The following is a 15,864-nucleotide window of genomic DNA, read 5'->3' on the forward strand; positions in this document are numbered from 1 at the left end:
GCCGGGTTCCGCGCTCTGTCAACGCTGTTGCAGTGCCTGGCGCCGGGCGAGATGGTCGCGCAGCGCCCTGAGCTCCGCCTGGCCGGTAGGGTCCAGCAGCGGCTTGCCCCGGGCGGCGCGCCGGTGGTTGCCGTGCTCCTCCATCAGCCGCTGGGCGCGGCGGCGCACGCCGTCCAGGTAGTCGTCGTGGCGGATCGGGTAGCCCATCAGGGTGTTCCACTCGGTCTCGTCCACACGGTTGTCCAGCGCCTGGTCGAAGAGGCGCAACAACTGGTCGGGATCGGTGCGAAATCGGGGTGTGCCGGAGAGCAGCAGCAAGGCGGTCATGCCGCCGAAGATGACCAGGCAGACGGCGAAGACCAGCAGATACAGGGCCATGGGGTGCACCTGGGTGGCCGCGGAAGCGACAGGAAAAGGCCACGGAGGGAAGCGATGGAGCGGGTGAAGGGAATCGAACCCTCGTCTTAAGCTTGGGAAGCTTCTGCTCTACCATTGAGCTACACCCGCGAGTCGATTCGATAGTAAAACCAGCCCCTTAGCGATGCAAGCCCGGGGACACCCTTTTGCCTGGCGGAAAAGAAAAATTTGCCGACGCCGCGAACTTTCTCGTCTCACGCTGTCTGATCCTGTACCGCCAGTCGCGATAGCAGTCGCTAACACTGTTGCCCGCTGGCAGTTTCGATCGCATCTTGGCCGTCTCCTTCGAGGCGGCCTTCTTTTTGGGTGACTGTCGCGTCGGGGCCGGACGCGCCGACGCCCCGCGGCGGCGGGGCGTCGTGACGGCCTGCTGTGGCGAGACGATGGGCTATGACGAGAGAGCCTGGTGTGACAGCCTGCTCAGCGGTGGCGCATGCGCAGGATGGCGTTGAGCACGTCGCGGCGGGTGACTATGCCCACCAGGCGGTTCTGTTCCACCACCGGGTAGACCTTGGGCTTGTTGCCGAGCATCTCCTGGGCCAGGTCGGTGATGCTCTTGGTGGGGGACACCGAGAGCACCTCATGGCGCATCAGGTCGCTGACCAGCGGTGGTTCGTCGTTGAGGTAGGCGCTCTCCAGCACCTTGCCCATCACGTCCTGCTCGGAGATGAAGCCGATCAGGTGGTCGTGGTCGTCGACCACCGGCACCCCGGGCAGGCGGTGCAGCGAGAGGCCTTCGGCCAGGGTCGACACCGAGGTCTTGCCGGTGACCCGATAGCAGTCGCGGGACATGATCTCGCGCACGATGGTGGGGGCCTTGTTGGGCATGGCGGATCTCCTTGTGCCGGTTTGCCCTCAGCATAGTCGACCCGGCGGCGCTGTCCGCTACTGGTGGTGGTGGCGCTTCAACGCTCGTCACCACGACGGCGGGGAACCCGCGACGGCCCACCCCTTTCCAATTCAGGATCACCCATCTGTTCACTGCGGGAGACGGACCATGGATGCACGCGAGTATCTCGCCCGACAGGGGCTCGACGGGGAGCGCGACCGCGAGCGGCCCAACACCCTGGAGGAGAAGGCCTGGTCCCGGGCCCGGGAGGCGGGTGACCATCGCCCACGGGCCGGCACGCCCTTCGACTGGGAGGAGTGGGAGCGCTACCACGATGACCTGGCCGAGGGGGCCGAGGCGATCACCCAGAAGATCGACCGCGAGGCCCACCGTCGTGCCCTGGACCATGAGGCGCGCGCCGCCGGCGATGACGCCGTGGGGGTCTTCACGCCACCCGCGTCACCCGCGGGCGGCGACCGGGCCGCCGCCGCTCCCGCCGAGCCGCCCCGCGAGGCACCGCCGGCCCTGCGCCACGCGCTGCTGGCCCTGGCGGTGCTGTTGCCGCCGCTGGCCCTGGCGTTGGCCGGGGAGCCGCCGAGGCGGGTGGCGCTGGGCCTGGCGCTGACCCTGCTGGGCTGGATTCCCGGGGCGATCTACGCCTGGCGGCGGGTCCAGGGGCACCTCGCGCACGGTGCGCTTGGCAGCGGCGGGGACGGGCGGTAGGATTGGTCAACCTGATTTGATAACTGAGGTTTACCAATGGGCTTGCTGGTCGGCGTCACCGTTCTCTGGGCCTTCTCCTTCTCGCTGATAGGCGTCTACCTGGCGGGCCAGGTGGACAGCTACTTCGCGGTGCTGATGCGGGTGGCGCTGGCCGCTCTGGTGTTCCTGCCCTTCCTGCGCCCGGCACGCCTGCGGGGCCGCCAGCGGCTGGTGCTGATGGGGCTTGGGGCCGTGCAGCTGGGGGTGATGTATCTCTTCTTCTATCAGTCCTTCCTGCTGCTCTCGGTACCCGAGGTGCTGCTCTTCACCATCTTCACGCCGCTCTACATCACCCTGCTGGATGACGCCCTGTTCGGTCGCTTCACCCCCTTCTACCTGGTGACCGCGGCGCTGGCGGTGCTGGGGGCCTGGGTGATCCGCTACGACGGCGTGGACAGCGGCTTCTGGCTGGGCTTCATGGTGGTGCAGGGCGCCAACCTCTGCTTCGCCCTGGGGCAGGTGGGCTATCGACGGCTCTCCGCCGAGCTGCCCGCCTCGCTGCCGCGCTACAGCGTCTTCGCCTGGTTCTACCTCGGCGCCCTGGCGGTGGCGCTGCCGGCCTTCGCGCTGCTCGGCGACGCGGCGGCGCTGCCCACCAGCGAGATGCAGTGGGGCGTGCTGCTGTGGCTGGGGCTGGTCGCCTCGGGGCTCGGCTACTTCCTGTGGAATCTCGGGGCGGTGCGGGTCGACGCCGGGGCGCTGGCGATCATGAACAACGCCCTGATCCCAGCGGGCTTGGTGGTCAACCTGGTGATCTGGAATCGCGACGCCGACCTCGTCCGCCTGGCGCTGGGGGGCGCCATCATCCTCGCCGCCCTGCTGCTCAACGAGTGGTGGGAGCGACGCCGGCGCCTCGCCACCATGGCCTGAGGCCGTTTGCCCGGGGCCTTCGCACTCGCCATAATGTCCTGCTGCGATGCGAGAGGCCCCGGCATGCCATCCCCACAGACACCCCCCGAGGGGCGCGCGGCGTCCTTCCGCAACATCGGCCTGATCGGCCGCCTGGGCAGCGCCAAGGTGGTCGAGACCTTGAAGCGGCTGCTGCGCTTCCTCGAGACGCGCGGCCTGCACGTGATTATCGAGGACCGCACCGCCACGGTGCTGCTCGACCATGGCCACCCCGAGGCGAGCCGCCGCATGCTCGGCGAGCTGTGCGACCTGGTGATCGTGGTGGGAGGCGACGGCAGCCTGCTGGGGGCCGCACGGACCCTGTGCCACAGCGGCACCTTGGTGCTGGGGGTCAACCGCGGTCGGCTGGGGTTCCTCACCGATATCTCCCCCGATGAGCTGGAGACGCGGGTCGGCGAGGTGCTCGACGGCCACTACGAGGTGGAGGAGCGCTTCCTGCTGGACGCCGAGCTCTACCGTGACGACACCCCCATGGGCGGCGGCGATGCCCTGAACGAGGTGGTGCTGCACCCCGGCAAGGCGGTGCGCATGATCGAGTTCGAGCTGTTCCTCGATGGCCAGTTCGTCTATAGCCAGCGCAGCGATGGCCTGATCGTCGCCACCCCCACCGGCTCCACCGCCTACTCGCTCTCCGGGGGCGGCCCCATCATGCACCCGCGGCTGGACGTGCTGACCCTGGTGCCGATGTTCCCGCACACCCTGTCGAGCCGCCCCATCGTGGTGGATGCCGCCAGCGAGATCCGCATCCATATCGGCGAGACCAACCAGACCTACCCGCACATCAGCTGCGACGGCCAGACCCGGGCGGTGGCCAAGCCCGACGACGTCCTGGTGATCCGCCGCAAGCCCCACACGGTGCACCTGGTACACCCGGTGGGCCACAACTTCTACGAGGTCCTGCGCAGCAAGCTGGGCTGGAGCCATCGCCTGGGAGACTGACGTGAACCACCGGGCGAGGCTCGAAGGCTACGACCTGATCGGCGACGTGCACGGCTGCGGCGCCACCCTGGCGGCGCTGCTGGAGAAGCTGGGCTACCACCAGCGCGGCGGCGTCTACCGCCACCCGCGGCGCCGGGTGATCTTCCTCGGCGACCTGGTGGATCGCGGGCCGCGCATCCGCCTGGCGGTGCAGATCGCCCGGCGCATGGTCGAGGAGGGCGAGGCGCATATCGTCATGGGTAACCATGAATACAACGCCCTGACCTACTGCCACCGTGCCCCCGCCGGCCTGGGGCGCGACTGGCTGCGGGCGCATACCCCGCGCAACAACCGCCTGATCCGCGAGACCCTCGACCAGTACCGCGACCACCCCCAGGAGTGGGACGAGGCGCTGGCCTGGTTCATGGAGATCCCGCTCTGCCTGGAGCGTGACGGCCTGCGGGTGGTGCACGCCTGCTGGGACCAGTCGCTGATCGACGAGCTCCGCAAGCGCCGCCCCGATGGCTGCCTGGACGAGGCCTTCCTGGTGGAGTCCACGGCGCCCGGCACCTCGGCGTTCCGCATCCTCGACCGCCTGACCCGTGGCACCCAGATCCCCCTGCCGCTGGGGGTGGAAATCCACTCCGGCGACGGCTTCACCCGGCGCAGCTTCCGTGCCCACTTCTGGGCGCGTCACCCCGAGACCTGGGGCGATGTGGTGTTCCAGCCCGACAACCTGCCCGGCGACCTGGAGCAGCGCCCGCTGACCGAGGAGCAGCGGGCGCGCCTCAGCCACTATGGCGCCGAGGAGCCCCCGCTGTTCATCGGCCACTACTGGTGCGAGGGGGTCCCGGCGCTGCCCGCCCCCAACATCGCCTGCCTGGACTACAGCGCGGTGAAGTTCGGGCGCCTGGTGGCCTATCGCTGGAGCGGCGAGCGTCGCCTGGATGCCGACCGCTTCGTGTGGCTGCGGGTGCCGCGCGAGGAGCGGGTGAGGCCTCAGCCCTGGGAGATCGATCTCGATTGATACAAACCGTTACAAAATTATCGGGCCGGGGGCTGAACTCCCGGTGCCGTCCGCCATCTGAGTAGGTGTTCCCTTGAATGATCCCTTGCTCTTGTCCGGCGGCCCACTCCGCCGGATTTTTTCTGTGTGTCCGTCATCGCGCCTGGCGCGGCGGGGACGCGAGGTGATGCCATGTACCGCGTGATGCTGCTGCCCGCCGATGCCGACACCCGCGAGCTGCGCCGTGCCCTGTGGGCGGCGCGCATCGGCCATCGCATCACCGAGGAGGCCGAGGGGCAGATGCTCTGGCTGGCGGACCCCAACCAGCAGGAGGCGCTGCGGGAGGTGGTGGGGCGCTGGCAGCGCGGCGAGCCGCTGCCCGACGCCCCTGCGTCGCGCTCCACCCGCCGTGGCGGCGACCTGGCGCCGGTGCTGCGCCAGGCGCCCCTCACCGCCGCCACCCTGGGGCTGTGCCTGGCGGTGTTCGCCGCCATGGCGATCCTTGGCGACCTGGTGATCGCGCTGCTGGCGATCGTGCCGCTGGGCATCAGCCCCGAGGGTGGGCTGGCGGTGGGCACCCTGGCCGAGGCGCTGGCGGCGGGCCAGGTGTGGCGGCTGCTGTCGCCGGCCTTCCTGCACTTCGGCTGGATGCACCTGATCTTCAACATGCTGTGGCTGTGGTACTTCGGTCGCCAGGTGGAGGCATTGCAGGGCAGCGGGCGGATGCTGCTGCTGGTCGTCGCCGCCGGTATCGGTGGCAACCTGGCCCAGTACGCCGCCGGCACCGCACTGTTCGGCGGCATGTCCGGTGTCGACTTCGCCCTGCTGGGCTACGTCTGGCTGATGTCACGGCGCCTGCCCGGCAGCGGCTTCTTCGTGCCCCAGATGCTGGTGGTATTCATGCTCGGCTGGATGGTCTTCACCATGACCGACATGGCCGGCGCGGTGGGCTTCGGCAACGTGGCCAACGAGGCCCACCTGGGCGGGCTGGTCGTGGGCCTGGCCCTGGGCTGGTACTATTCCGCGCGCGCCCGCCGGCGGCGCTGACGCCTCGACCCCGTGGAGAGATTGACGATGAGTGATATGACCTTCGAGCGCATGATCCAGCAGATGACCCCGGCCATCTACCAGAGCCTCAAGCAGGCGGTCTCCCTGCGCAAGTGGCCCGACGGGCGGATGCTGACCCGCGAGCAGACCGAGCTCTGCCTCGAGGCGGTGATGCGCTATGAGGTGGAGAACCAGGTGCCCGAGAGCGAGCGGGTCGGCTACCTGGAGCGGCGCACCTGTGGTGGCGCCAGCAGCGGGGCGAACGTCGATCCCGCCCTGGCGGGCCTGGCCAGGGATGCCGGCCGTGACTGAGTCCATCGCCGCCGCCGCCGAGGTAACGGGCTGCCTGACCAAGATGGCGATCGCCCCGGGGCAGGGCGGTGAGCCCGCCCGCTATACCCTGCGCGCCGGCGCGTCGCGCCTCGACCTCAACGAACGACTCGGCAAGCCGCTCTCCCTTGCCTGGGGCGGGGCCATCGCCTGTACCCACTGTGGCCGGGCGACCCGGAAGAGCTTCGCCCAGGGCTACTGCTACCCCTGCTTCAAGACGCTGGCCCAGTGCGACACCTGCATCATGAAGCCGGAGACCTGCCACTTCTTCGCGGGCACCTGCCGCGAACCCGAGTGGGCCGAGCGCCACTGCTTCCAGCCGCATGTCGTCTACCTGGCCAATGCCTCGGGCCTCAAGGTGGGGATCACCCGGGCGACCCAGGTACCGACCCGCTGGCTCGACCAGGGCGCGGTGCAGGCGTTGCCGATCTTCGCCGTGGATACCCGCCAGCAGTCGGGCTTCGTGGAGATGCTCTTCAAGGAGGCGGTCTCGGATCGCACCAACTGGCGCGCCATGCTCAAGGGCGAGGCCGCCGAGCTCGACCTGCCCGCCGAGCGTGATCGCCTGCTGGCTCGCCTCGAGAGCGGTCTCGCCAGCCTGCAGGAACGCTTCGGCGCTGACGCCATCCGCGTGCTGGACGAAGCCCCGGTGTGCCTCGCCTATCCGGTGCTCGAGTACCCCACCAAGGTGGTCTCCCACAACCTCGATCAGACCCCAGAGGTCGGCGGCACCCTGCTGGGCCTCAAGGGCCAGTACCTGATCCTCGACACGGGTGTGATCAACCTGCGCAAGTACACCGGGTACGAGGTCAGGGTCGTCGCCTGACGCTTCGGCTATCCTGTCGGCTGAGTCCCAAGGGTCCGTGCACAGGATCCGTGGACAGGACCCGTCGACAGGAGACGCCCGATGAGCGATACCATGCGCGCCATGCGCCTGCACGCCCCCGGCCAGCCGCTGCGGCTGGAGACCCTGCCGCGCCCCGAGCCCGCCCGCGGCGAGGTGCAGCTCAGGGTGCTGGCCTGTGGGGTGTGCCGCACCGACCTGCACGTGGTGGACGGCGAGCTGCCCGACCCGCGCCTGCCGCTGGTGCCCGGCCACGAGGTGGTCGGCGAGATCACTGCTCTGGGCGAGGAGTTCCTGGCCCTGGCCCCCGAGGTGCCGATCCGCACCGAGACCCGCGCCTACCCCCTGGAGGCGGCCAACCGGGCCCTCGATGACCTGCGCGAGGGACGCCTCTCCGGGGCGGCGGTGCTGATTCCCTGAGCGATTCCCCGCCCTGACCCTGAACGCCGACCAGGCCCCTCGCAAGGGGCCTGGTCGCGTCGGTGGGTGGGTGGCGCGTCAGCCGGAGTCGGCGACGGTGGGGTAGGGGTTGTCCGGCATCAGGGTGCGGGGCAGCGCCGGGCGCCGGGTGTCCTCCTTGGGGCCATAGTACTCGGCCAGGTAGTCCAGGATGGTGGCCTCGGTCTCCTCCTGGAACTCCCAGAGCCCCTGGGTCTCCTGCATCCAGCGGATCAGGTACTCCCAGTGGTTGCGGGTCCCGCTGTTCTGGGTCACCAGGCTGGCCGAGTGGCAGGCGGTGCAGTTGCTGCGCACCGTCTCCCACCCCTCGGCCATCACCAGGCCGGTCTCTGGGTCGCTCTCCGGTGCCTCCTGCGCCATCCCCGCCAGCGGCAGGGTCATTAGGGCCAGCCCCAGGGAGGCCGTGGCGAGCGTCTGTAACGGCGTCATGGGAACCTCCTAGGCCACCTGGACCGCGATGCGGTGACAGGCGTTGTTGAGGTAGCCCTTGGGGTTCCAGCCCGGGACGACCATGGGCTGGGAGTGCCCCTGCTCGTCGGTGGCCCTGGCCCATACCTCGTAGTAGCCGGGCTCGGGGAACTCCACGCTGGTGGTCCAGCGCTGCCAGGCCAGGCGGTTGGGGGCTTCCTTCAACTCGGCCTTCTGCCAGGTGGCGCCGAAGTCGATGGAGACATGCACCTCCTTCACCGCCAGGTCGCCGGCCCAGGCGTGGCCGCGCACCGTCATCGCCTCGCCCAGGGCGTGGTCGATGCCGGACTTGGGGAAGGTGACCAGCGACTTCACCGGCATCGACTGGATGGTGACGAAGTCCTCCTCGGGCACCACGCTGCCCGGGGCGACCGGGTGCTTTGGCACGCTGTAGGAGGGGGCGCCCATCTTGGCGCCGTCGTGCTTCTGGTTACGGATCACGATGCGCTTGAGCCACTTGCCGGAGACCGAGCCCGGCCAGCCGCCGCACACCACCCGCAGGGGGTAGCCGTTGAGGTAGGGGATATCCTCGCCGTTCATCGACCAGGCGATCAGCGACTCGTCCTCCAGCGCCTTCTCCATGGGCACGCCACGCGAGATCGCCTCCTTGTTGGGGTCGCCGCTGGCGTGACGGTCGGCGCCGTAGTAGCCGATATAGACGGCGTCCTCCTTGATCCCGCAGGCCTCCAGCACGTCGCGCAGGCGCACCCCCGTGAAGGTGGGGCAGGCCACCGCGCCGGTGGTCCACTGGTTGCCGCTGGCCGAGGGCACGTACTCGCTGCGCCCGTTGCCGCCGCACTCCACTTGCAGCTGCAGGGTGTGGTGCTCGAAGCGCTCCTTGAGGTCGGCGATGGTGAAGGTCTGGGGGTTGGCGCAGGACTCGCCGGCGATCTCCAGCTCCCAGGTATCGGCGTCGATGCTCTCCACCTCGGGCGGGATGCCGTTGTTGCGCACGAACATGTGCTTCGCCGGGGTGATGTCATCGTCCAGCAGGTGGGCGGGGGTCTCGGCGTTGATCGGCCGGTCGTTGAGGACGGTCAGCCCCTCCTTGCCCTCCAGGGTGAAGGGCTCCTCGCTCTGGGCGAGGGCCGCCGGGATCAGGCCACCGGGCATCCGGTCGGCGAAGGGGATGGAGCCACCCACCGCGGCGGCCATGGCCAGCAGGCTGGAGCGCTTGAGGAAGCCGCGGCGGGTCACCGGGTCGACCTCGCGATCCCATAGCAGGCGATCCGCGGTCTCGGGATCCTTGGCGTAGAGCTCGTGGATGCCGCGGGTCCGGGTGTCGGGAGGGAGTTTCGTCATGGCACTGCTCCTGGCGGGCAGGCACCGGCTTCCCTGGCGCCGAGCCGTTGTTGTGATTGTCTGGTGTGATTGTCTGGCCGGAGTCGTCCGTCACTCGCGTCTTACGTTATTCCAGCGTAGCAGGGTGTCGGCAATTTGCCGCATGCGTGACGCGGCGCTGGGGGCGTGCCGCGAACGGCAGGGCGAGGGCGTGGCGGGGTGCCCGCTCAGCCGGAGTGGGGCAGGATCCGACGGTAGCGGTCGAGGCGTTCGTCGAGCCAGGCGCCGCCGAGACGGGGCGGCGGCTGGGTGCCGGGGACGCGCAGGGTGAGCAGGAACCAGCCGCTGGCGCCGGAGGCCGCGGGCAGGGCGGCGGCGAGGCCGGCCGGCAGGCGCTCTGGGCGCCGCCAGGCGAGCTCGAGGGCGTCGCGCTCCAGCAGGTACTGGAAGCGGGCGGCGTCGCGCAGCACGGCGATGGCGCCCTCCGCGACCCCCCGCGAGAGGCTCTCCAGGGTGCGGTAGGCCGGCGCGCCGGCGGCGCGGCAGGCGTGGCTGCCGGCCACGTGGCAGCGCTCGCGGGCCTCGGGGGCCTCTGGCCAGTGGCCGCCGGCCAGGCGTTTCGCGGTGGCCGGGTAGGCGAGGGCGATGGCCAGCGCCGGGGTGCCGTCGGCGAGGCGTGCCGCCTCGTCGACCACCGCGCCGTGGCGCAGTTGGTCGCGCAGCCATCGGTAGTCGCTGGCCTGCTGCACGCGGCCCCGGGCCTCGTCGGCGGTGTCGCGGGCGCCCTGGAGGGAGCGCAGCAGGGAGAGGGTTCTGAGTATCACGCTATGGCCTCGCGGTGGTCGTCGTCATCTTTCCGGCTGGGCGGTGGTCTGGCAAGAGTCTCGTTCCCAAGCGAGAGGCGCCGGATTAGCCTCGAGTGACGTGACTGGATTCGCCGAGCCCAACGAGCACCGCCCGGTACATGGCCGGGCGGTGAGGTCGGGCGAGGTCGCCGGGATCAGGCGGTGGCGGGCTGGCCCACCAGTTCCTTGAGGGACTCCTCGACGATGGCCAGGCCCTCTTCCAGCACCTCGTCCTCGATGGTGACGGGCATCAGGAAGCGGATGGTGTTGCCGTAGAGGCCGCAGGAGAGCAGGACCAGCCCCTTCTCGCGGGCGCGCTTGCACAGCGCCGCCGCCAGGTCGGCGTCCGGGGTGTGCTTGGCCTTGTCGGAGACGATGTCCACCGCGGCCATGGCGCCCATGTGGCGGCCGTTGTCGACACAGTCGAACTGCTGCTGCCATTTCTCGAAGCGCTTGCCGAGCTTCTCGCCCAGCGCCTGGCTCTTCTCGAGGATGGCTTCCTCCTTGAAGACGTCCAGCACCGCCAGCACCGCGGCGCAGGAGACCGGGCTGCCGGTGTAGGTGCCGCCCAGGGAGTTGGGGCCGGAGGCGTCCATGTGCACGTCGGTGCCCACCACGGCGGAGATCGGCATGCCGTCGGCCATGCTCTTGGCCATGGTGATCAGGTCGGGCTCGACGCCGCTGTGCTCGATGGCGAACATTTTGCCGGTGCGGCCGAAGCCGGACTGCACCTCGTCGATGATCATCAGCATGCCGTGCTCGTCGCAGATCTCGCGGATCGCCTTGAGGAAGCTGGCCGGCGCCGGGTAGAAGCCGCCCTCGCCGAGCACCGGCTCGAGCACGATGGCCGCGGTGTCGCGCGGGTTGGCGTCGGTCTTGAGCGCCATCTTCAGGCCGCGGATCGCCTCCTCCTCGCTGACCCCGTGGTAGGGTACCGGGTAGGGGGCGCGGAAGACGTTGCCGGGCATGGAGCCGAAGTCGGCGGCATAGGGGGCGACCTTGCCGTTCATGGCCATGGTCATGAAGGTGCGGCCGTGGTAGCCGCCGTCGAAGCAGATCACGTTGTTCTTGCCGGTGGCGGCGCGGGCGATCTTGACCGCGTTCTCCAGCGCCTCGGCGCCGGAGTTGGCCAGCATGACCTTGGCGTCGCCGCGCACCGGGGTGACCTGGCTGAGCCGCTCGGCCACCTTCACGTAGCCCTCGTAGGGCATCACGGTCTGGCAGGTATGCATCACCTTGTCGAGCTGCGCCTTGACCGCCTCGACCACCTTGGGATGGCGGTGGCCGATGTTGAGCACGCCTATGCCGCCGGCGAAGTCGATGATGCGGTTGCCGTCGGCGTCCCAGATCAGGGCGTTCTCGGCACGGTCGGCGAACTGGGTCGCCGGGCTGGCGGCGCCGTTGGCGACATAGCGCTTCTTGAGGTCGTTGAGTTCAGCGTTAGTCATGTGGCCTCCTGGGTGGTTGGGTGGCGGTCGCTCACAGGCCGCCGACACACACGTATTTTAGTTCAGTGAATTCATCCAGGCCGTGGTGGGAACCCTCGCGCCCGAGGCCTGACTCCTTGACGCCGCCGAAGGGGGCCAGCTCGGTGGAGAGGATCCCTTCGTTCACCGCCACCATGCCATATTCCAGCCCCTCCATCACATGCCAGATGCGGCGGTAGTCGCGGGCATAGAAGTAGGCGGCGAGGCCGAACTCGGTGGCGTTGGCCATGGCGATCGCCTGCTCCTCGGTCTCGAAGCGGAACACCGGTGCCAGCGGGCCGAAGGTCTCCTCGCGGGCGACCCGCATCTCCTCGCTGGCATCGGCGATCACCGTGGGTTCGAAGAAGGTGCCACCCAGGGCGTGGGCCTTGCCGCCGGTGACCAGGCGGCCGCCCTTGGCCAGGGCGTCGGCGATGTGCGCCTCGACCTTTTCCACCGCAGCGGCGTTGATCAGCGGCCCCTGGACCACCCCCTTCTCGAGGCCACTGCCCACCCGGAGCTCGGCGACCCGGGCGGCCAGCCTCTCGACGAAGGCGTCGTAGATGCCGGCCTGCACCAGCAGGCGGTTGGTGCACACGCAGGTCTGCCCGGAGTTGCGGTACTTGGAGGCGATGGCGCCCTCCACGGCGGCGTCCAGGTCGGCGTCGTCGAAGACGATGAAGGGGGCGTTGCCGCCCAGCTCCATGGAGGCCTTCTTGATGGTGCCGGCGCACTGGGCCAGCAGCCTCTTGCCCACCGGGGTGGAGCCGGTGAAGGAGATCTTGCGCACCCGCGGGTCGGTGGTCAGCACCTCGCCGACCTCGGCCGGGCGGGCTGCGGTGACCACGTTGATCACCCCGGCAGGGAAGCCGGCCAGCTCGGCCAGGCGCGCTACCGCCAGGGCGGTCAGCGGCGTGGCCTCGGCGGGCTTGATCACCACCGGGCAGCCGGCGGCCAGCGCCGGGGCGCACTTGCGGGTGATCATCGCCAGCGGGAAGTTCCAGGGGGTGATGGCCGCCACCACGCCGATCGGCTCGCGGAACACCAGGATGCGCTTGTCGACCCCGTGGCTGGGCAGGGTCTCGCCGGCCATGCGCTTGGCCTCCTCGGCGTAGAACTCCACGAAGGAGGCGCCATAGGCCACCTCGCCGCGGGCCTCGGCCAGCGGCTTGCCCTGCTCGAGGGTCATCAGCCGGGCGAGGTCTTCCTGATGGGTCATGAGGGCGTCGTACCAGGCACGCAGCAGGGTAGCGCGCTCCTTGGCGGTGCGCTTCCTCCATGCCGGCCAGGCGGCCTCGGCGGCGGCCACGGCATCGCGGGTGGCCTCGGCGTCGAGGTCGGGCACCTCGGCCAGCACCTCGCCGCTGGCCGGGTCGGTGACCGCGAAGCGCGTCGCCGCATCGCGCCATTCGCCGGCGATGAGGGCCTTAGGGATCAGGATGTCGGGCAGCTCGGCCATGGGGTCCTCCGGGGATGTTGTTGTCATATTTGACGCAGTGTGCATTATTTCAAACGACTCGCCAAGCCTCTCCGGCGCCCGGCCAGGCAAGCCTGGAAAGGTGGCCCTGCCCATCGGCGCGGGCGACGCTTTCGGCTACACTATGGCGCCGAAAAACCGCCGCCTGCCGCGGCTTCATGCGACGCGAACGCGAGGTGCGCCTTGATCGATCCCCTCAACGCCTGGTGGGCCCAGCAGCTGGTACTGTGCGACTGGGCCTTCGACCCCGACCCGCTCGGCGTGGACCCGCAGCAGGCCCGCGACCGCCTCGTGGCCCTGGCGGTTCCCGATCGTGGCGAGCTGGGCTGGCGGCTGCTGGAGGCCCTGGGCGAGGGCGGCGCGGGGGCCGACCCGGCCCGCCTGCTGGGGGCGCTGGAGCTGACCGCCCTGGCCGGCGCCGCCGGCTGGCTGACGCTTGAGCAGGCGCGGGCCTGGGGGCACTGGCTGGCCGGCGAGATCGCCGCCCACCACCGCGACCTGGACGCCTGGCTGGAGGCGCTGCGCCATGCCCGCAGCGCCGAGGGCTGGGTCCACGGCGACGACGGCTTTCTGGAGGCCTGCCAGGCGCTCTCGGTGCTGGAGCACGAGGGCGATGGCGTCACCTGGGAGCGCCTGGGGGAGTGGCTGGCGGTGCATGACCGTCCCGAGCCGCCATGGCCCGAGGCCGGCGGCGCCCGGGCCTGGCGGCTGCGGGCCGGCTTCGCCCCGGTGCTGGCGCTGCCCGCGGGTGAGCAGGACTGGGCAGGCCTTCACGAGTGGCTCGATGGGTCCTGGCAGGTACGCGACCGCGACGACCTGCTGCGGACCCTGCTGTGGCTTGCCGCTCAGGGCGACCGCCAGGGCTGGGACCTCGACGCCAGCCGCCTGCTGGGCCTGGACCACGACGCCGCCGTCGCCTGGTGCGAGGGACTGGAGGGGGACGAGCGCCGCTATGGCCGCACCCTGCTGGCCTTCCTGGCGCAGGGCGAGCCGCTGGAGTGGGCGGCCTGGGACTGGTTGCGCCTGGTCGACCTGGCCTGGGCCGGCGCCTGCCTGGGCTGGCTCGCGGCCGAGGAGGCCGAGGCCTTCGCCCTGCATGCCGCCGACCTGGTGCAGCACCGCTACAGCGACTGGTCGGCGCTGGCGCGGGCCTACCAGCGGGGCCGCAGTCTCTTCGAGGGGCGCAACCGGCTGGCGGCCTTCGAGGCCGACTGGCGCCTGCTGCTGCAGTCGCCGGTCAGCCCCTGGCGCACGCCGCTGCAGGGGCTGGTGGAGGAGGCCGAGCTGGCGCCGGCCCGCGAGGCCATCCGCGCCTGGCGCGCCGACCCGCGCCACTGGGTGCTGGCACTGGCCAGCGTGCGCGAGCCCGAGCTGGCCGCCCGCCAGGGGCCGGCGGTGGCGGTGGAGCCGGCGCGACGCGAGGATGCCCGGCGCTACCTCGAGGAGACCCTGGAGCTGCACGCCGACGAGGGCGTGGAGGCGCTGGTGCGCTACTGGCTACCGGCCCAGGCCCACCACCTCAACCAGCTCGCCGCCGATGCCGCCCATGGGGCGCTGCCCCCCGCCGAGACCCCCTTCGGAGCCCCCGAGCCGGCGGCGCTGGCGGTGCGTGACGGCCTGCGCCAGGCCAGCCGTCACGCGGCCACCATCCACATGGCCGAGAAGTACGCCTTCTACCTGCAGATGGCGCTGGACAGCGAGGCCTTCGACCCCGGGAAACTCGCCGCGCTGGCCGAGGCACTGCGCGGCTCGCTGTGCCGCTTCTACCCCGACGCCCGCCGCCTGCTGGAGGCGTGGTCGCGCTGGGATGCGCTGCTGCCGGAGGAGGGACAGCCGCCGCTGACCCGGGAGATTGCCTGGCACCTGGAGGACCCGGGCAGCCTGTTCCACTGGCTCGACTGGCGCCAGGACGAGTGGCGCGAGCCCGGGCCCCGGCCGCGCCTCTCCCAGTTCACCGCGCTGGCGCTGGTGGGGCCGCTCAACAGCCCGCCCTGGAGCCTGCCGCACCGCGAGAGCGAGCGCGAGGCGGTGGCGATCCGCGAGTGGATCGACGGCCACTACGGCCTGCATTCCGCCGAGGAGCTGGCCGAGTTCCTGGAGTACCTGCTGGAGGCGGGCGATCGCCAGGAGTACCAGATCAACTACGCCCCCTACACGCTGAACGCCGCGCGCCTCGCCTCGGAGATCGCCACCCTGGAGAGCGGCGAGTGCAGCGACGAGGAGCACACCCACCTGCTGCGCCTGCAGCGGGTGCGCGACAACGAGGATGGCTGCAACGATACCGACCTCACCGCCTGGGACCTGGCCCAGGCGGTGGACCTGGCCATCGCCGCCCGCCAGCTGGGGTGGCTGGAGAGCGCCGCCTTCGCGCGGGTGCTGGAGCGCGCCCACGCCCTCGCCGCACGCCACTACTCGGGCTGGGAGGCCTACGCCCGCGGGCTCTACGCCGGCTTCTCCTTCTTCATGGGGGAGACCCCAGAGCGCGAGAGCTTCCTGGCCGGCCTGCGCCAGGCGCTGGTGGCCTGGCTCGCCGCCGCCCCGCCCCTGGCGGGGCCCTGGGCGAGCCTGGAGTTCCCGGGCGCACGCCCGCGCCACTGGGCGCCGCTGCATATCGATACCCTGCCGGGGGATGCCCGGCTGCTGCACTGACGCCGGACCGCCCGCGGGCTCGTCAGGCCCGCGGGGCTGGTTTATAGTCGTCGCAGCGAAGATGTGGCTCCACCTGTCGGGAGCCTGGGATCACAGCGAGTCGCCGACAGGCCGCTCTGGCAGTGTTACCGGTTGCCCCGGCGCCACTGCCACAGCG

The 15,864-nt window shown here is 70.6% G+C and carries 16 protein-coding genes and 1 tRNA gene; 9 read left to right on the forward strand and 8 right to left on the reverse strand.

Annotated features, from left to right (window positions below; translation table 11 throughout):
* Window positions 1–18: 18 nt before the first annotated feature.
* The 3 genes from Q673_RS26975 to Q673_RS26985 all read right to left on the reverse strand — a co-directional run bounded on the left by Q673_RS26975 (window position 19) and on the right by Q673_RS26985 (window position 1,245).
* Entirely contained in the window at window positions 19–378 is a 360-nt protein-coding gene (locus tag Q673_RS26975; RefSeq protein WP_023005814.1) for a hypothetical protein, read from the reverse strand.
* A 55-nt stretch (window positions 379–433) separates the two neighbouring features.
* A tRNA-Gly gene (locus Q673_RS26980) sits at window positions 434–507 on the reverse strand.
* A gap of 330 nt (window positions 508–837) precedes the next feature.
* Window positions 838–1,245: a CBS domain-containing protein gene (locus tag Q673_RS26985; RefSeq protein WP_023005815.1), complete on the reverse strand. Its 408-nt coding sequence runs from the start codon at window positions 1,243–1,245 to the stop codon at window positions 838–840.
* A gap of 169 nt (window positions 1,246–1,414) precedes the next feature.
* Between Q673_RS26985 and Q673_RS26990 the strand changes: the two genes are divergently transcribed.
* The 8 genes from Q673_RS26990 to Q673_RS27025 all read left to right on the forward strand — a co-directional run bounded on the left by Q673_RS26990 (window position 1,415) and on the right by Q673_RS27025 (window position 7,482).
* On the forward strand, window positions 1,415–1,969 hold the full coding sequence (locus tag Q673_RS26990) for a YqaE/Pmp3 family membrane protein (protein WP_023005816.1): 555 nt from the start codon (window positions 1,415–1,417) through the stop codon (window positions 1,967–1,969).
* 36 nt (window positions 1,970–2,005) lie between these two features.
* The gene (locus Q673_RS26995) at window positions 2,006–2,878 is read left to right on the forward strand and encodes a carboxylate/amino acid/amine transporter (protein WP_023005817.1); all 873 of its coding nucleotides are present in this window, start codon (window positions 2,006–2,008) and stop codon (window positions 2,876–2,878) included.
* Between the two features lie 63 nt (window positions 2,879–2,941).
* Window positions 2,942–3,856, forward strand: coding sequence for an NAD(+) kinase (locus tag Q673_RS27000; RefSeq protein WP_023005818.1), 915 nt, complete (start codon window positions 2,942–2,944; stop codon window positions 3,854–3,856).
* 1 nt (window position 3,857) lies between these two features.
* Window positions 3,858–4,862, forward strand: a complete 1,005-nt coding sequence (locus tag Q673_RS27005; RefSeq protein ID WP_023005819.1) for a metallophosphoesterase — start codon at window positions 3,858–3,860, stop codon at window positions 4,860–4,862.
* 171 nt (window positions 4,863–5,033) lie between these two features.
* Window positions 5,034–5,888, forward strand: coding sequence for a rhomboid family intramembrane serine protease (locus tag Q673_RS27010; protein ID WP_023005820.1), 855 nt, complete (start codon window positions 5,034–5,036; stop codon window positions 5,886–5,888).
* A 27-nt stretch (window positions 5,889–5,915) separates the two neighbouring features.
* Window positions 5,916–6,200 carry a YeaC family protein gene (locus tag Q673_RS27015; RefSeq protein WP_031218084.1) on the forward strand — a complete coding sequence of 95 codons (285 nt, stop codon included), beginning with the start codon at window positions 5,916–5,918 and terminating at the stop codon, window positions 6,198–6,200.
* Window positions 6,184–7,044, forward strand: a complete 861-nt coding sequence (locus Q673_RS27020; protein WP_152527097.1) for a DUF2797 domain-containing protein — start codon at window positions 6,184–6,186, stop codon at window positions 7,042–7,044. The genes Q673_RS27015 and Q673_RS27020 overlap by 17 nt, the downstream gene beginning before the upstream one ends.
* 81 nt (window positions 7,045–7,125) lie before the next feature.
* A complete protein-coding gene (locus tag Q673_RS27025) occupies window positions 7,126–7,482 on the forward strand; it encodes an alcohol dehydrogenase catalytic domain-containing protein (RefSeq protein ID WP_023005823.1) in 357 nt (118 codons plus the stop codon).
* Window positions 7,483–7,560: 78 nt separating this feature from the next.
* Here Q673_RS27025 and Q673_RS27030 read toward each other — a convergent pair whose 3' ends face one another.
* From Q673_RS27030 to Q673_RS27050, 5 genes are all read right to left on the reverse strand, one after another.
* On the reverse strand, window positions 7,561–7,950 hold the full coding sequence (locus tag Q673_RS27030) for a hypothetical protein (protein ID WP_023005824.1): 390 nt from the start codon (window positions 7,948–7,950) through the stop codon (window positions 7,561–7,563).
* 9 nt (window positions 7,951–7,959) lie between these two features.
* Window positions 7,960–9,291 carry a sulfite oxidase gene (locus Q673_RS27035; protein WP_023005825.1) on the reverse strand — a complete coding sequence of 444 codons (1,332 nt, stop codon included), beginning with the start codon at window positions 9,289–9,291 and terminating at the stop codon, window positions 7,960–7,962.
* Window positions 9,292–9,497: 206 nt separating this feature from the next.
* On the reverse strand, window positions 9,498–10,094 hold the full coding sequence (locus Q673_RS27040; RefSeq protein ID WP_023005826.1) for a hypothetical protein: 597 nt from the start codon (window positions 10,092–10,094) through the stop codon (window positions 9,498–9,500).
* A gap of 176 nt (window positions 10,095–10,270) precedes the next feature.
* Window positions 10,271–11,563: a 4-aminobutyrate--2-oxoglutarate transaminase gene (gene gabT, locus Q673_RS27045; protein ID WP_023005827.1), complete on the reverse strand. Its 1,293-nt coding sequence runs from the start codon at window positions 11,561–11,563 to the stop codon at window positions 10,271–10,273.
* 31 nt (window positions 11,564–11,594) lie between these two features.
* Window positions 11,595–13,040, reverse strand: coding sequence for an NAD-dependent succinate-semialdehyde dehydrogenase (locus Q673_RS27050; RefSeq protein ID WP_023005828.1), 1,446 nt, complete (start codon window positions 13,038–13,040; stop codon window positions 11,595–11,597).
* 201 nt (window positions 13,041–13,241) lie between these two features.
* Here Q673_RS27050 and Q673_RS27055 point away from each other — a divergent pair, with 201 nt between their 5' ends.
* Complete coding sequence (locus Q673_RS27055; RefSeq protein WP_023005829.1) at window positions 13,242–15,707, forward strand: DUF1266 domain-containing protein; 2,466 nt, start codon at window positions 13,242–13,244, stop codon at window positions 15,705–15,707.
* Window positions 15,708–15,864: the final 157 nt, after the last annotated feature.

Origin of the sequence: Halomonas sp. PBN3, assembly GCF_000475415.1 — a bacterium.
Classification (GTDB): Bacteria; Pseudomonadota; Gammaproteobacteria; order Pseudomonadales; family Halomonadaceae; genus Halomonas; species Halomonas shengliensis.

What these genes read in the sequence shown, in the direction of transcription:
- Q673_RS26975 (WP_023005814.1), bottom strand. Translation starts at nt 378, where the DNA reads ATGGCCCTGTATCTGCTGGTCTTCGCCGTCTGCCTGGTCATCTTCGGC.
- Q673_RS26985 (WP_023005815.1), bottom strand. Translation starts at nt 1,245, where the DNA reads ATGCCCAACAAGGCCCCCACCATCGTGCGCGAGATCATGTCCCGCGAC.
- Q673_RS26990 (WP_023005816.1), top strand. Translation starts at nt 1,415, where the DNA reads ATGGATGCACGCGAGTATCTCGCCCGACAGGGGCTCGACGGGGAGCGC.
- Q673_RS26995 (WP_023005817.1), top strand. Translation starts at nt 2,006, where the DNA reads ATGGGCTTGCTGGTCGGCGTCACCGTTCTCTGGGCCTTCTCCTTCTCG.
- Q673_RS27000 (WP_023005818.1), top strand. Translation starts at nt 2,942, where the DNA reads ATGCCATCCCCACAGACACCCCCCGAGGGGCGCGCGGCGTCCTTCCGC.
- Q673_RS27010 (WP_023005820.1), top strand. Translation starts at nt 5,034, where the DNA reads ATGTACCGCGTGATGCTGCTGCCCGCCGATGCCGACACCCGCGAGCTG.
- Q673_RS27015 (WP_031218084.1), top strand. Translation starts at nt 5,916, where the DNA reads ATGAGTGATATGACCTTCGAGCGCATGATCCAGCAGATGACCCCGGCC.
- Q673_RS27020 (WP_152527097.1), top strand. Translation starts at nt 6,184, where the DNA reads ATGCCGGCCGTGACTGAGTCCATCGCCGCCGCCGCCGAGGTAACGGGC.
- Q673_RS27025 (WP_023005823.1), top strand. Translation starts at nt 7,126, where the DNA reads ATGAGCGATACCATGCGCGCCATGCGCCTGCACGCCCCCGGCCAGCCG.
- Q673_RS27030 (WP_023005824.1), bottom strand. Translation starts at nt 7,950, where the DNA reads ATGACGCCGTTACAGACGCTCGCCACGGCCTCCCTGGGGCTGGCCCTA.
- Q673_RS27035 (WP_023005825.1), bottom strand. Translation starts at nt 9,291, where the DNA reads ATGACGAAACTCCCTCCCGACACCCGGACCCGCGGCATCCACGAGCTC.
- gabT (WP_023005827.1), bottom strand. Translation starts at nt 11,563, where the DNA reads ATGACTAACGCTGAACTCAACGACCTCAAGAAGCGCTATGTCGCCAAC.
- Q673_RS27050 (WP_023005828.1), bottom strand. Translation starts at nt 13,040, where the DNA reads ATGGCCGAGCTGCCCGACATCCTGATCCCTAAGGCCCTCATCGCCGGC.